Source organism: Sorangiineae bacterium MSr11367, from assembly GCA_037157805.1.
GTDB lineage: Bacteria > Myxococcota_A > Polyangia > Polyangiales > Polyangiaceae > Pendulispora > Pendulispora rubella.
In genome coordinates this window covers 9,836,782-9,852,500 of sequence record CP089983.1, presented here as the reverse complement: position 1 = coordinate 9,852,500, position 15,719 = coordinate 9,836,782, and the positions used below count along the sequence as shown (strand labels likewise).

Genomic DNA, 15,719 nt, shown 5'->3' with positions numbered 1-15,719 from the left:
ACCGACTCAGGTGGGCGGGAAGAGTATTCCAAGGCGCGTGAGAGAACCCTGGTTAAGGAACTCGGCAAATTGACACCGTAACTTCGGGAGAAGGTGTGCCCTTTTTCGTGAGAGACTTCGCGTCTCGAGCGTCGGAGGGTTGCAGAGAAACGGCGGTTGTGACTGTTTACTAAAAACACAGGACTCTGCAAAGTCGTAAGACGACGTATAGGGTCTGATGCCTGCCCGGTGCTGGAAGGTTAAGGGGACATGTCAGCGCAAGCGAAGCATTGAACCGAAGCCCCAGTAAACGGCGGCCGTAACTATAACGGTCCTAAGGTAGCGAAATTCCTTGTCGGGTAAGTTCCGACCTGCACGAATGGCATAACAACATCCGCGCTGTCTCGACCAGGGACTCAGCGAAATTGTATTGGGGGTGAAGATACCCTCTACCCGCGGCAAGACGGAAAGACCCCATGAACCTTTACTGCAACTTGGCAGTGAGTTTCGGGACATTCTGCGTAGGATAGGTGGGAGACTTTGAAGTCGGGCCTCTGGGTTCGATGGAGTCACCGTTGAAATACCACCCTGGATGTTCTGGGATTCTAACCTGCGCCCATAACCTGGGCGGGGGACACTGCCTGGCGGGCAGTTTGACTGGGGCGGTCGCCTCCTAAATCGTAACGGAGGCGTGCGAAGGTTCCCTCAGCCTGATTGGAAACCAGGCGTAGAGTGCAAACGCACAAGGGAGCTTAACTGCGAGACCGACAGGTCGAGCAGGTGCGAAAGCAGGCGTTAGTGATCCGGTGGTCCCGAATGGAAGGGCCATCGCTTATCGGATAAAAGGTACTCTGGGGATAACAGGCTGATCACTCCTGAGAGTTCACATCGGCGGAGTGGTTTGGCACCTCGATGTCGGCCCATCGCATCCTGGGGCTGGAGCAGGTCCCAAGGGTTCGGCTGTTCGCCGATTAAAGCGGTACGCGAGCTGGGTTTAAAACGTCGTGAGACAGTTTGGTCCCTATCTGCCGTGGGCGAAGGATACTTGAGAGGAGCTGACCATAGTACGAGAGGACCTGGTTGGACGCACCTCTAGTGAGCCAGTTGTCACGCCAGTGGCACAGCTGGGTAGCTATGTGCGGAACGGATAACCGCTGAAAGCATCTAAGCGGGAAGCCGGCCTCAAGACAAGGTATCCCAGGCGCAAGCCTCTAAAGACCCCTTGTAGACTACAAGGTTGATAGGCTGGGGATGGAAGTCATGTAAATGACGGAGTCGACCAGTACTAATAGGTCGTGCGGCTTGACCATGTCTCTAAGGCAAACACTTGAGTTCGCACCCAGGATTGGGTTTGCGAAGCTCGTTTTGCTAGCACCCGTTTCGAAAAGACGATCTTTTCACTGAGCAACAGACACGCTCGGAAACGTGGACACCCACAGTTTCCGGTGGTGATCTCGAAGAGGCCACACCCGATCCCATCCCGAACTCGGAAGTTAAGCTCTTCGGAGCCGATGGTACTGCACGGGAAGCCGTGTGGGAGAGTAGGACGCCGCCGGGATTTTCTTATGAGGGCTCGAGTCGATTACGACTCGGGCCTTTCTTTTTTTGTCCTTGCCGATCGCGTTGGCACTTGGCGCACGCGACCAACTCGACCCAACCGTCGGAGTCTTGGCGCCAGCAGGCGGCTCGAACGTCAATGCCGGTCCATGTGCGAAATCGCGCGCAACCTCTGCGACAACAGAATGGCCGTTTCTCGCATTAGCTTTTCGGCGATCTTGTCCACATGGCGTGTTCGCCAGTTCTCTAGCTCGGTTCCCTTCACCCATTGATTGAAGGCGCCCAAGGCCGGCCCGGTGTGGACTTGATAGTCCACCCTGTCCGTCTCGTTGCCTGCAAAAGCCAAACGGGCGCTGTAAGCAAAATACCAGCGAAACACGAGAGCCATCTTCTGCTTGGGGTTGCGGTTCGCCTTGTCAATGATGGCCTGCTGCCCCTTGCTCACGAAGTATTCCACGGTCTCGCGCCAGATCTCGGCAAAGCTCTTCTTGAAATACTTGTCTTGCAGTTGTCGTTGAATGGTTTCCGGGATCTCTTCCAGCGCGTTGTAGTGCGAATAAAGCATGAATAGCTTGTTGGCCCTGGTCGGGAAAAGAACGCCCTTCTTCAGAACTTGAACCCTGGCGCCCAGTTCGAACATATCGCCGGCCGGAGCGTAGTCCGTGTCTTGGACATTGATGTCTTGCAGCATGTCCTTCACGGCGTCGCTGATGCCCGCCTCCACTGTGCATTGGTTGATCGAGCCAGTGAGAATGAAGTCTGCCCCCATGATGAATGCCGCCAGCGCCGCCTCGGGGGTACCAATGCCCCCTGCAAGGCCAATGCGCGGTGCCTTCTTGTATCCGTGTTGGCTCAGCAGCACCTGACTCAACCTCTTGATGGCGGGGAATAGGACCATGGCAACGCCCTGGTCCGTGTGTCCACCCGAATCGGCCTCCACACAGATGTCATCACTCATCGGAACGTGCTTGGACATTTCTGCCTGCTCCGCGGTGATTCGTCGCTCCGCCAGCAACCGTGACACGACATGCTCGGGCGCGGGACTCATGAACGCGGTAGCGACCTCGGGACGGGAGATCTTGCCCAGGATCTTGTGATCGCAAATAACCGTTCGATCGATATCGCGACGTAATCCTTGCAGACGATACCAGACCAACGCCGGCGTCATTTGCATGAAGGCAGAAGCTTCGAGTCGCTTGATGCCTTTCTTGACATATAGCTTTACTGTCTCCAATTCTGTCGCCGGATCCATCAGATTGCAGACCAGATTGACTCCATATGCCTGGGTATCTGAAAGTGCCTTTTGAATGCTGTCGATATCGGCCGCAATTCGACTCTGGCTGAGCCCCGCGCTGCCTAGAAAACCCATTAGACCGGCTTTGCCCAAAGCAATAACCAGCTCGCTGGAAGCTATTCCTCGATACATTCCCCCGGCCAGGTAAGCGTACTTGATGCCGTAATCTTTTCTGAAAGTGGCACTGCCGAGATTCCCGGTAAGTGTTTCCGCTGGATCGGGCATGCGTTCGAGAGTTGCCATGCGTTCTACCTCTAGGCTAATCGTTGAAGAGATTCCGAGTCGAGCAGATTGCCTTCCGTGACCGATAGTCGTCGTTGTACGAAGGAATGGCACCCGCGGTTGGTGAAGCATGCTCAGAGGTTGGAGTGCGCGACAGGATCGAATCGGCACCGTTCCTGGCGGCAGCCTTGTAATTTTTCACAGTGAACACGGCATTCACAGTGTAACGGCGACGTTCGCAGACGACCTGCTCCTGCGTGACGTTCATGCCGAGCAGGCTGCGGCCGCCGCAGTCCAATGGTCGCACGATTGAAAATTTCCTCGGACCGCATGTGCTCTCAATCGGAATATTGGCGCATATCGTTCCGATATTGGCGCGATAGGGACGTTGACCCCAGACGTCGGAAGCCCTACCGGCCATTCATCCAGATGAAATCCGCGCCAGACAGATTTCCAAGTCCTGGGGAGGCGCCGCGTGCTGGCGAAACCAATGGTACATTCGAAATGAAGTACCTGCCCAGCGGGCCTATCCTGTTAGGAAATGGAATATGAATGTAAGCGCCATCCTAGAGAACAATGTGGTGGCCGGACGCGCCAACAAGATTGCCGTGTATCATGGGAATGAAACCTGGACCTATGGGGTCTTGGTTTCGTGGGCCAACCGCATGGGAAATGCGCTGAAGCAGCTCGATGTACGACCTAACGAACGCGTTTTGCTGCTGTTGCCCGACAGTGCAGCATTTCCGATCTGCTTCTTTGGCGCGACCAAGGTAGGCGCCGTTCCTGTCCCCGTCAACACCATGCTGACGTCGAGCGACTACGAATATCTACTAAAAGACAGCGACGCCAGTGTTCTGATCGTCCATCAAACGCTCTATTATCTGGTTGAGCCGATTCGCGCGAACTGCAAAGCGCTGAAGCACGTGCTCGTGATAGGTGCCAAGGGCCGCTCCATCGAAGGCACTCTTGGCTGGGAGGACTGCTTGGAGGCGGAGTCCACCGAGCTGGAAACGGTGGAGCGCGCCAGCCATGATATGGCGTTCTGGTTGTACAGTTCCGGTTCCACGGGGAAGCCCAAGGGCGTCGTGCATGCGCACGGGGGCATGTTTTCCACGAGCGAGCATAGTGGGAAGCAGATTCTGAAAATTGATCAGAATGACATCTCCCTATCCAGCTCTAAGCTCTTTCACGCGTACGGACTGGGCAACAGTATGAGTTTTCCTTTCGCCGTGGGCGCGGCGACGGTATTGAACCCCCATCTGTCGCTGCCGGACGTATTGCTGGACTTGATCGCCAAGTTCAAGCCAACCCTGCTCTTCGCGATCCCGAAAATCTATCTGTCGTTAATCGAGCTCGCGGAACAAGGAAAAGCATTCGACATCAGCTCGCTGAGATTGTGTATCTCGTCCGGGGAAGGTTTGCCGGCGGACGTTTACCGTCGATGGTCGAATTTTTGCGAGATAGAGCTATTGGACGTACTGGGGTCCACGGAACTTTTGCACATGTTCATCGCGAATCGACAGGGGCTCGTCAAGGCGGGGTCCAGCGGCCGCGTCGTGTCTGGCTATCAGGCCAGGGTCGTCGATGACAAAGGGGATGCCGTACCAACCGGAGAAATAGGCGATCTGGTCGTTACCGGCCCGAGCGCGGCCCTGGGGTACTGGAATCAGCCCGAAGCCAGCAGCAAGAGCTTCGAAGGGGGCTGGGTCGTCACCGGCGACAAATACCATATGGACGAGGAAGGATATTACTGGTTCCGCGGGCGTTCGAACGACGTCTTCAAGTCCAACGGAATCTGGATTTCTCCCATCGAGGTGGAGAGCGTGCTCGACGAGCATCCTTCCGTGAAAGAGTCCGCGGTGGTCTGCGTTCGCGATCAAAGCGGATTGTTTCGCGCGAAGGCTCATGTCGTTCTGCGGACCGGTGAGCTCGGGACCGAGGAATTGGTCCAGACCTTGAGAAAATTCGTCAAACGGCGTCTGCCGCAAAGAAGCCCCGATTACATCGATTTCGTCGACGCCTTGCCGAAAACGGCAACCGGAAAGATTCAGCGATACAAGCTGCGCGGCGAGTGATCCTGGCTGTAGGGGTGCTCGGTTCGGATCAATCGATTCGACCGTGCGCCGATTGAACTGGTGGAAATCAAGTCATGAAAAGACCAGAAGCGCTCAAAGAACTGATCCGTCAAAGTCTGCAACGGCAGCTGGATATGAAGATCACCGAAGTCGAGGAGGATCTGCCGTTCATCCAGCTAGGACTGGACTCCGAGGGCGCCCTCGAGCTCGTCGCCGACATCAATAACGCGCTCGATTTGAAGTGTTCGGCCTCTGTGATATTTGATTATCCATGTGTCAGCGAGCTGGCAAGTCATCTTTCGAAGTTGCAACCCGACGCCACGCCGGGGGACGCCGTACCGGCGCAATCCGATAGGCACGACGGTCCAGTCCGCATTGCGCTGAAGGAAAAGCACGCAGATCGTGCCATTGCGATTATCGGCGTCTCGGGTCGATATCCCGGCGCCGGCGACCTGGCGCAGTTTTGGCACAATTTGAAACACGGGGTCGACAGTGTCGAAGAAATCCCTGCTGATCGTTGGGATGTTGCGCGCCTTTACGACCCGGATGTCAGCCGCGAAGACAAGATCTACGCAAAATGGCTGGGTAGCCTAGAGCACATCGACGAATTCGATCCGCTCTTTTTCAACATTTCTCCGCTGGAAGCGGAGCTCATGGATCCCCAGCAGCGGATATTTCTCCAGGAGGCGTGGAAGGCGTTGGAGGACGCCGGGTTGCAGCGTCAGCAACTGAATGAGCAGGCGTGCGGAACCTATGTCGGCGTCATGTTCAATGAATATGCCCAGCTTCTGGTCGGGCATCCAAGGTTCGCCGCGGCCCAGGCTCTAACTGGCAACGCGAATTCTATTTTTGCTGCCCGCCTGGCCTATTTTCTGAACCTGAGAGGACCGGCGATCGCCGTCGATACCGCTTGCTCATCTGCTCTGGTAGCCATGCATCTGGCATGTCAGGCGCTGTTGGCGGGTGAGATTGACATCGGAATCGCGGGTGGCGTGACGCTCCTGCTGTCGCCCAACAGCTACCTGCAAATGTGTCGGGCCAACATGCTGTCACCCGACGGCAAGTGCAAACCGTTCGACAACGGCGCCAACGGCTTCGTGCCGGCCGAGGGGGCCGGCGTCGTCGTGCTGAAGCGGCTGGCGGACGCCGAGCAAGCCGGCGACCGCATCTATGGCGTCATCAGAGGTTCGGCCATCAATCAGGATGGGAGAACCAATGGCATTACCGCGCCCAGTGTGCAGTCACAAACGGCCTTGCAGAAGACGCTCTATCAGCGATTTTCCATCGACCCGGACGCCATAAGCTATGTGGAGGCGCACGGCACGGGAACGAAGCTGGGCGACCCCATAGAATTAGAAGCGCTGAGCAAGAGTTTCGCGGATTTCACGACGAGAAGACAATACTGCGGAATTGGCTCGGTCAAGAGCAATATCGGCCACACGTCCGCCGCGGCGGGGATAGCCGGTGTTCACAAGGTCCTGCTGATGCTCGAGCACAAGCAGCTGGTTCCGACCTTGCATTTTGAACGCGCCAACGAGCAGTTCGACTTTGCGGCTAGCCCGTTCTACGTCACCCGGGAAGCCCAGCCCTGGGTAGTCTCGAATGGGGAGACGCGGCGCGCTGCGGTCAGCTCGTTTGGATTCAGCGGCACCAATGCGCATGTGGTGATTGACGAATACGTTGCCCCGGAATCCTCGGCCGCAGCGAAACCGGCGGTGCCGGGAGCGCTGAACCCTGCGCTCATCGTGCTCTCTGCAAAGAATCAGGATCGTCTGCAGGCGTATGCGAAGAGTCTGCTGAAGTACCTGCGCGATCACCAGGATGACGTCAACCTGGTGGATCTGGCCTATACGCTGCAGGTCGGCCGAGCCGCGATGGAAGAGCGCCTGGCGCTGGCCGTCACTTCAAGGAAAGAACTCGAGGAGAAGCTCGATCATTTCCTTGCGGACAGGCGGGACATCGAAGGTCTGCTCCGTGGCAGCGTCGGCCGCCATTCCAATGGACTCACCGCCTATACCGCGGACGAGGACATGGAGCAGATGCTCCGGGCCTGGGTCGCCAAGGGAAAGTACGCCAGGCTCCTGGACTTTTGGGTAAAGGGCCTCGACGTCGACTGGAGTGGGCTGTACGGCGCCAACAAGCCGCGACTGGTGAATGCTCCCACCTATCCTTTTGCGAGGGAACGTTACTGGGTGGAAGGTTTGACGGACGAGAGAGGGCGCCCGGAGCGGCCTACCACCGGCGGCTCGCGCTCGGAGGTGGTTCGCGCCGCTTCGTTGCCAACGCGTTCGCCGACACCTACGGCCATCGCAAGTACGCCGACCGCGAAACCGCGGTTCCAGCTCAAACCCACCAGCGAAGCGCTGGATTTTACCACGGATCGAGCGGGCCGATCGCCTCAGCAGCCCTCGGTACGCGTGGACGAGCTGGAAGCGGGGATCTTCCGTATCTGGATGATGGGGGATCCTACCGTTTCGGAAGATCTGATTTCGGACCTGGAACGGAGCTTTCGCCTGATCGCGACCAAACCCACCGCCAAGGTGGTGTTGCTCATGGGCGGAGACCGGCAGTTCTTGTCGGGCGGGTTGGATGAACGGGACAGCTTTCTGGATCGGAAAGCGCATCTCCTGCCACTCGATTGCAGGGTGCCCGTCATCGCGGTCATGAAAGGCCGCAGCGCCGGTCTGGGATGGCTGCTGGGCGCCGCGTGCGACCTCATGGTCTGCAGCGAAGAAGGTGCCTATGAGTACTTCACCGGCGGGGCTGGCAGTGAAGAAGAGTATTTATTCTTCGAAGAGCGTTTCGGGCCGGCGTTTGCGCGCGATCTGCTCTCCTCCGGCACGAGCCATACCGGCAGACAGTTGCGGGAACGAGGTCTGGGGATGCCGATCCTGCCGCACCGCGAGGTCGACGACCATGCCTTGGCGCTGGCGCGCGGGCTCGGCGAGATGCCCCAACAATCCTTGGTGTTACTGAAAGGGCATCTATCCGGAAGCGTCCGTCTGCACGCGAGCTCGCTGACGAGGTCCATGGCTCCTCTCCACGCACGCCGGTTCGAGTCCGACGAGAACGACGTGAGCTTCGAGAGGCATTGCCTCGATGTGAGCCAGAGCTCCGCGGGTCTTGGAGCGCTCGGGGACGTGCGGAGCGTCGAGATCGACTCCAGCTCGGTGCGCCTCGACGTTTATGGCAGCGGCGTCGCCGTACTGACTCTTTGCGACAGGAGCAGCAAGAATACCTTCTCCGATGCGCTGGTCGTGGGGGTGCAAAATGCTTTCGATGAGATCGGCCGCCGTTCCGATTGCAAGATCGTTGTCCTGACCGGCTACGACCACTTCTTTTGCGCCGGTGGCACGAAAGAAAATTTGTTGGCCATCCAAAAGGGAAAGGCGAAGTTTACCGATACGGGAATCTATGACCTGCCCCTGAAATGCGAGGTCCCAGTCATTGCGGCCATGCAGGGACATGCCATCGGAGCGGGTTGGTCGATGGGGATGGTCTGCGATTGCGCCATCTTCAGCGAAGAGAGCCTCTATCTCAGCCCCTATATGAAATATGGCTTTACGCCCGGGGCGGGCGCGACGCTGGTTTTTCCGGAGAAGTTCGGGAAAGACCTCGGGCATGAAATCCTATTGACAGCCCGGGAGTACAAGGCGGAGGAACTGCGGCTCAGGGGCATGCAGAACTTGGTATTGCCACGCGCCGAGGTCAAAGCGTTCGCGCTGAAATTGGCTGCGCAATTGGCCTATTTGTCCTCGAGAGACGAGTTGGTCGAGCTGAAAAAGAGGAGTAGCCGGCGCCTCCGTCGTCGGTTGGACGAGACCTATGCTCGAGAACTGGAAATGCACGATAAGTGCTTCGTGGGCAATGAGGCGGTCTCTCGGCGAATCGAGCAATACTTCAGCGAGGGCGCTGAAGCCACCGAAGTCACGAGATTGGCCGCGCCGGCTATCCCCGAGCCAGAACCCCTCGAGCCTGAAACTTGGGACGGCGCGGACCGGCCAGCCAGTGCAGAGTGGCTGGTGGCGATTCGCGATGTGCTTAGAAGCACGCTGGCAAAGGAACTGCACCTCCATCCCGATCAACTCGATGAGCGCGCCCGATTTTTGGATCTCGGCCTCGACTCGATCGTCAGCGTGACATGGCTCCGCAAACTCCATAGTGAGTTTGGCCTGTCCATCAACGCGACCACTGTGTATCAGTATCCCTCGATCGACGAGCTTTCGAAGCATGTGATGGATCTCGGCCAGGGCCGAGAGCTGTTCGAGGGACGAAGAAAGGAGAGGACCCTTTCTCCGCAAAAGCCGAAACAGGCGAGCAAGCCGGAGCCCCAAGAGACCGAGCGGATAGCGCCGAGGGGTAAACTGAAGCTGACGCCCGTCGAGACAGCCCCCGCTCAGGATGTCCCGAAGAGGCTCGAAGCAAAGACAGGAGATCGTCAGGCCGCGACAGCCCATACGGAAGCCATCGCCATCGTGGGCATGTCGGGGCAATTCCCTCAATCCCGAAATTTGGAAGAATTTTGGGACAACCTGGTTCGCGGACGCGATTGCATTACAGAAGTCCCATCGTCCAGGTGGGATATCGAGCGCTATTACGATTCGGACCCGCTCGCTCGAGGGAGAACCTGCAGCAAATGGATGGGGGCTCTGGAGGATGCCGGAAATTTCGATCCGCTGTTCTTCAACATCTCTCCCAGCGAAGCGCGATGGATCGAGCCGCAGCAGCGACTGTTCTTGCAGAACGCATGGCACTGCATCGAGGCGTCGGGATACCCCTTCGCGCGTCTATCGGCCAGTAGATGCGGAATCTTCGTCGGTTGCAGCGTCGGCGACTATGCGCAATCGCTCGGGAAGGAAGATCTGAACGCGCAGGGGTTCACGGGCAGAGCGACGTCGATTCTTGCGGCCCGGATCGCCTATCTGTTGAATCTCCAAGGCCCGTGCCTGTCGATCGATACGGCGTGTTCGTCCTCGTTGGTGGCCACGGCTTGCGCTTGCGACAGCCTGATCTTGAACAACTGCGATCTGGCCCTGGCCGGTGGTGTCGCCGTGATGGCCGGTCCCTCCATGCACATCATGACCAGCCAGGCGGGGATGCTTTCCGTGGATGGGCGCTGCTACACCTTCGACCAGAGAGCGAATGGATTCGTGCCGGGGGAAGGGGTGGGCGTCATCCTTCTCAAGCGCCTGCGAGATGCCGAGCGGGACCGAGATCAGATTTACGGGGTGATCCGAGGTTGGGGGGTCAATCAGGACGGGAGGACCAACGGCATTACCGCGCCGAACCCCGAATCTCAAACGCGTTTGCAAAAAGAGGTCTACCGGAAGTTCGCCATCCATCCGGAAGATATCCAGTTGATCGAGGCCCACGGGACAGGAACCAAGCTGGGAGATCCCATCGAGGTCGAGGGCCTGAAGGCGTCATTCAAGGCCTATACTGCAAAGAAGAGCTTCTGTGCCCTCGGCACGGTCAAGAGCAATGTCGGCCATCTGCTGGCGGCCGCCGGTATTGCTGGGGTCATCAAGGTGCTCCTGGCCCTCAAACACAAGACGATTCCGCCGACAATCAACTATGAAAATCTGAACGAGCATATCGAGCTCGAAGATACGCCCTTTTATGTTGCGGCCGAGAGAAGGGCTTGGGAGGTGTCGGAGGGGAAGCGGCGCCTTTCCGCGGTCAGCTCCTTCGGGTTCAGCGGCACCAATGCCCACATCGTGATCGAGGAGTACCCGGGACAGAAGCAGGACGCGTCACGTCGGTACAGCGATCGAGCCACTCCTCGCATGATGGTCCTGTCGGCGAGAGACCGGGATCGGCTGCGCGAGTACGCCGAAGTTCTGGCGGCGTTCGTCGAGCATGGCGCCTCCGAGATTGCGCTGGACGAGCTGGCCTATACCCTTCAGGTCGCTCGGGAGCCGATGGAGGAGCGGCTCGCATTCGTCGCGAGCTCGCTAGAAGACGTCGGAAAGGTGCTCAAGGCCTTCCTCGCGAATGGGGCGGACGGCCGAGGCGGGGCGGAAACGCAGGCTCTATATGTGGGGCATGTAAAGCGAGACAGGAGGGGCGCATCGGCTTTTACGGCCGATCACGATCTGCAGAAGACACTCCGAACCTGGGTAGCAGAAGGAAAGTATCAGAAGCTTCTTCAACTCTGGGTCGAGGGGTCGCCCATTGACTGGGACGAATTCTATGGAGACGACAAGCCGCGGCGGATCAGCGCTCCCACGTATCCGTTCGCGAAAGAACACTATTGGATCATGGATGAAGAACCTGGCTCTTCGGCTGCCCTGATCCATGCTGGAGCGGGCACCGAACCTCCAGCCCTCGAGCTCGTCACGAACATGACGTGCGGGGAGCGGCAAAGGCGGTTCATCGACGAATTTGCAAAGAAGTACGAAAGCAAAACGCGGAAGTCGAAAAACGCCGCGATGGAGTATCGGCGCCACTTTTCGGATCAGAGGACGCCGATCTACTTCAATCCGCTTCTGAAGGAATTGCATTACCCGATCACCTACGAGAAGGATGATGGCGTTTACGTCCATGATATCGATGGCAATCAGCGAATCGATATTGCGTGCGACTACGGCGCCAACCTGTTTGGGCATCGGCCGCCGTTCTTGACCGAGGCCCTCAAGCTGCAACTGGACAAGGGTGACGCACTATCGGGTAGGTATGATCAGCTGGGCAAGGCGGCTCAGCTCTTTTGTGAAATCACCGGACACGACCGAGTCGTGTTTTGCCAATCGGGCACCGAATCGGTGATGTCCGCTCTGCGGCTGGCAAGGGCCTATACCGGTAAGAGTAAAGTGGTGACCTTTGCTGGCTCTTATCATGGTCACTCGGATAGCTTTCTGAGCACCCGCACGCCGGGCGTGGTCGACTCGGCCGTGAGCGATACGATCGTTTTGGACTATGGGGAGACGGAGTCTCTGACGGCCATCGTCAACCATTCCTCCGAGCTGGCCGCGGTCCTGGTCGAACCCGTGCAAAGCAGCCATATCGACCTGCAGCCGCGGGAGTTCTTGCGCACGTTGCGGCAGATTGCCACGCAGGAAAAGGTGGTTCTGATCTTCGATGAAATGATCAGCGGCTTCCGTGTTCATCCGCAGGGCTGCCAGGGGCTTTGGGGTATTCGAGCGGATCTGGCGACGTACGGGAAAATATTGGGGGGTGGTCTCACCGCCGGCGCAGTGGGCGGCCGCGAGGAGATCATGAAATGGGCCGATGGTGGCCTATGGCAGTATGGCGATCAATCGAAACCGACGCCGATCACGTACCTCGCGGGAACGCATACTCAGAATCCGCTGAAGATGGCGGCCACTCTGGCCGTTCTGCAGGAGATAAAGAGGCGGTCGCCGGGCCTGCAACGTGAGTTGACCCGCAAGGTGGAGTCTCTCTGTGGAAGGATCAATGACTACGTTGAAGCTCGAGGAATTCCGCTTCGCTTGGTGCACTTCGGGTCGCAGTTCAGATTCAAGTTTCTCGGCGATCAGTTCAGCCTGACGCAAGCTCTGTTTTTGCATCTCTTAAATTTCCACGGGGTGCGGTATCACCTGCACGGAAATTGCTTTTTGACGGAGGCGCACTCCGATCGAGACATTCAGCAAATCATCGACTCCGTCAAACAGAGCCTGGCCACTCTGTTGAACGAGGGCTTCTTTCGTCCAGCCGTCGAGAGATCCGTCGCCGCCCCGCTGACGAGTACGGTGGCGCCGGCGAAGAATACCGGCGGGTCTCCTGGGAACGGGAAGACGATTGCCCGGAAGGGTGCCGTTCAGGCCCCGATGGACATCGAAGCGCCGGCCGCGGTCAAGAATGGGGTCGGGGTTTCGCCGAACGGAAAAAAGATTGAGAAGGTAACGAGGTCGTCGGTCCAGCTCGACGGACGAATCGGGGAAGATATCGGGAGGTTCGTTGCGAATTTCTTGCAAATCCCGATAGCCAAACTGAAGGACGATGAAAACTTCGGCAATCTTGGCGTCGACTCCATTATGTCGATGAATCTCATCAAGGCGATCAAGGAGCGGTACGGGGTCAAACTCTCTCCGTCCGTCATCGCGGAAGCCGACACCCTTGGAAAGCTGTCCCATGAACTGCTAACCCGTCACCATGAGGCGCTGCGGCAATATCACCGCCACTCGGATGCCTCGGCGGAGGCCAGCGGCGATGAAGACGGTCTCCTTGACGCCGACCCCCATGACTCCGCGACTTCGACGGTGACCCCGCGTTCGGAAAGCAATCCGGCGGAGAGGGTTCCAACGACGAGAGAATCTCGGGATGTAGCCATTATTGGCATCGGCGTCCATTTCCCGGATGCCGAGGATCCAGAGCAATTCTGGCGCAACCTGATGAACAAGAAGACCAGTATCCGCGAGATACCGTCGCAGCGGTGGAACTGGAAAGACTATCCCGCGGCCAAGCTGGATGGCGACTCAGAAGGACTCGAGCGGGCGGTCTCCAGGTGGGGGGCGTTCGTGGACAACCCCGACCATTTCGATCCTCTGTTCTTCAACATCACACCCAGAGACGCGGAAACAATGGATCCTCAGGAAAGAATCGTCCTGCAGGAGTCCTATCATGCGATGGAGGATGCCGGTCTGGACATGGCCGACCTGTCGGGTTCGAGAACGGGCGTGTTCATCGGCTATGAGTATTCCGGCTATCGTGAGTACTGCAGGAAGATTGGCGCCTATCGAAGCGACGCGGATCTGAGCAGCAGCGGTTCGTCCAATCCTTCGTATTATCTGGCAAACCGCGTTTCCTACACCTTCAATTTCAATGGTCCGAGTGAGGCCATGAATGTAAATTGCGCCTCGTCGGCCGTTTGCATCAATCGGGCCTATTATTCCTTGCTCAACGGCGAAAGCGATTTGGCGCTTGCCGGTGGTGTTTGCCTCAACTTGGTTCCCGAAGATTACGTCGCTGCAAACAAGTTGCTGTCACCGGACGGAAGCTGCCGTGTTTTCGACGACCGTGCCAACGGATATGTCAAAGGGGAGGGATGCGGCATCGTCGTCCTGAAGAGGCTCGAGGACGCGGAGCGGGACGGCGATCGCATCTACGCGGTGATCAAGTCGTGTTCGCAGAACAATAGAGGGTCGGCGAGATCTCTATCCGACGTGAAGCCCGACGCTTTGAGCGATGTCATCAAGGCCTGCCATCGGCGCTCGAACGTGGCGTCAGATACTATCGATTATATCGAAGTCGATGGGTACGCCACCAAGTGGGGTGACGCCATCGAGTACGAAGCGATCAAGCGCGTGTTTGGCACCCGCGGCCAGGGAGGAAAGCATTGCGGCTTGGGTAGCCTGAAGGGAAATATCGGGCATCTCGAGCCAGCAAGCGGGGTCGCCAGTCTGATCAAGGTCGCCTTGTCGCTGCACCACAAGCGATTCCCCGCCACGATCAGCTGTGACACCGTCAATGAATACATCGATGTGCAAGAAGACGACCACCCGCTGTATATCCTTGCGGAAAATACTCCCTTTAGTGCGCTGGAGAGAGACGCGGCTGCGCCGGTAAGGGCGGGTGTCAATTCCTTTGCCGACAGTGGTGTCAATCTTCATATCCTCTTGGAGGAATATCGTCCGGCGGGGTTCGTCTCCGCTCCACGGCCAGCGGAGGGCGAATCTCGTTTGGAACCGCATCTCGTCGTGCTGTCGGCGAAGTCCGAGGACCGGCTGCGCGTCTACGCCGAGAAGCTGCTGCAATTTGTAGAGTTGCAATTCGTGGAACGAGATCGGGGACTTTCCGCAGCGCCAGATCGTGTTGGCCGGACGTGGTTGCGAGATCTTGCCTATACATTGCAGGTCGGAAGAGAGGCGATGGAAAGCCGTTTGGCCGTGTGTGTGCATTCGGTGAAGGAACTCGCTGCCAAGCTGCAGGATTTCATTCGAGGCCGGCGGGACGTCGAAGGTCTATACGCAGGGCGTGCGAAGCGGGGCATCGGAGCTTCTGCACCGACTCTGGCAGACCTGGAAATGCGCGAACACCTGGATCTGGATAAATTGTCCCAGTGGTGGGTGCAAGGCGGGAAGGTGGACTGGGATAGCATTCATCGGCAAGACGAACCCCGCCGGATGAGCGCGCCCACGTATCCCTTTCTCGCAAAAAGCTACTGGGCCAAGCCGGCGCCCATCGAGAACGTTCGGGAGACGGAAGTAAAGAGGACTCCTGCAGAGGCGGTTTCCGACTCGTTCGACCGAGCCCCTGCCTTCACGGGGACCGACGCCCTGAAGGCGCGAATGAAGTCCGTGTTTTCGGAATTGTTTGGCGTGGAGACTGCGGAAATCGAGGACGATCGACCATTTTTTGAATTGGGTATGAATTCCGTCAATATCGCCGAGTTCGTTCAGCAGTTACAAAAGCAACTGCGGCTCTCGTTGGAGGTGAGTGATGTTTTCAACTATCCTACCTTTCAAGCACTGGCGGACCATACGGAACCCGGCACCGCACCGGAGACGCCTGACCGCCGCGGTGATGCTCCGTCGATCGATCTGAGTGCCATCTTATCGCAGGTGGACGCCGACCAGCTCGATGTCGAGAAAGCCTTGGAATTGATTTCAACCGGGGAGTGGGCGCCATCCTGA

The 15,719-nt window shown here is 57.9% G+C and carries 4 protein-coding genes and 2 rRNA genes (1 of these 6 running past the window's edge); 4 read left to right on the top strand and 2 right to left on the bottom strand.

The window, feature by feature from the left end; translation table 11 throughout:
* Positions 1-1,289, top strand: a 23S ribosomal RNA gene (locus LVJ94_37850); it begins 1,671 nt to the left of the window's first position.
* Positions 1,290-1,420: 131 nt separating this feature from the next.
* Positions 1,421-1,537: ribosomal RNA gene (gene rrf, locus LVJ94_37845) — 5S ribosomal RNA — on the top strand.
* Positions 1,538-1,672: 135 nt separating this feature from the next.
* Here rrf and LVJ94_37840 read toward each other — a convergent pair.
* Both LVJ94_37840 and LVJ94_37835 read right to left on the bottom strand, forming a co-directional pair.
* Complete coding sequence (locus LVJ94_37840; GenBank protein WXB02667.1) at positions 1,673-3,073, bottom strand: PfaD family polyunsaturated fatty acid/polyketide biosynthesis protein; 1,401 nt, start codon at positions 3,071-3,073, stop codon at positions 1,673-1,675.
* A gap of 16 nt (positions 3,074-3,089) precedes the next feature.
* Entirely contained in the window at positions 3,090-3,359 is a 270-nt protein-coding gene (locus tag LVJ94_37835; protein ID WXB02666.1) for a hypothetical protein, read from the bottom strand.
* Between the two features lie 241 nt (positions 3,360-3,600).
* On the opposite strand from LVJ94_37835, the gene LVJ94_37830 reads away from it, so the two are divergent.
* Both LVJ94_37830 and LVJ94_37825 read left to right on the top strand, forming a co-directional pair.
* Complete coding sequence (locus LVJ94_37830; GenBank protein ID WXB02665.1) at positions 3,601-5,127, top strand: benzoate-CoA ligase family protein; 1,527 nt, start codon at positions 3,601-3,603, stop codon at positions 5,125-5,127.
* Between the two features lie 74 nt (positions 5,128-5,201).
* Positions 5,202-15,719, top strand: coding sequence for an aminotransferase class III-fold pyridoxal phosphate-dependent enzyme (locus tag LVJ94_37825; protein ID WXB02664.1), 10,518 nt, complete (start codon positions 5,202-5,204; stop codon positions 15,717-15,719).

What these genes read in the sequence shown, in the direction of transcription:
- LVJ94_37840 (WXB02667.1), bottom strand. Translation starts at nt 3,073, where the DNA reads ATGGCAACTCTCGAACGCATGCCCGATCCAGCGGAAACACTTACCGGG.
- LVJ94_37830 (WXB02665.1), top strand. Translation starts at nt 3,601, where the DNA reads ATGAATGTAAGCGCCATCCTAGAGAACAATGTGGTGGCCGGACGCGCC.
- LVJ94_37825 (WXB02664.1), top strand. Translation starts at nt 5,202, where the DNA reads ATGAAAAGACCAGAAGCGCTCAAAGAACTGATCCGTCAAAGTCTGCAA.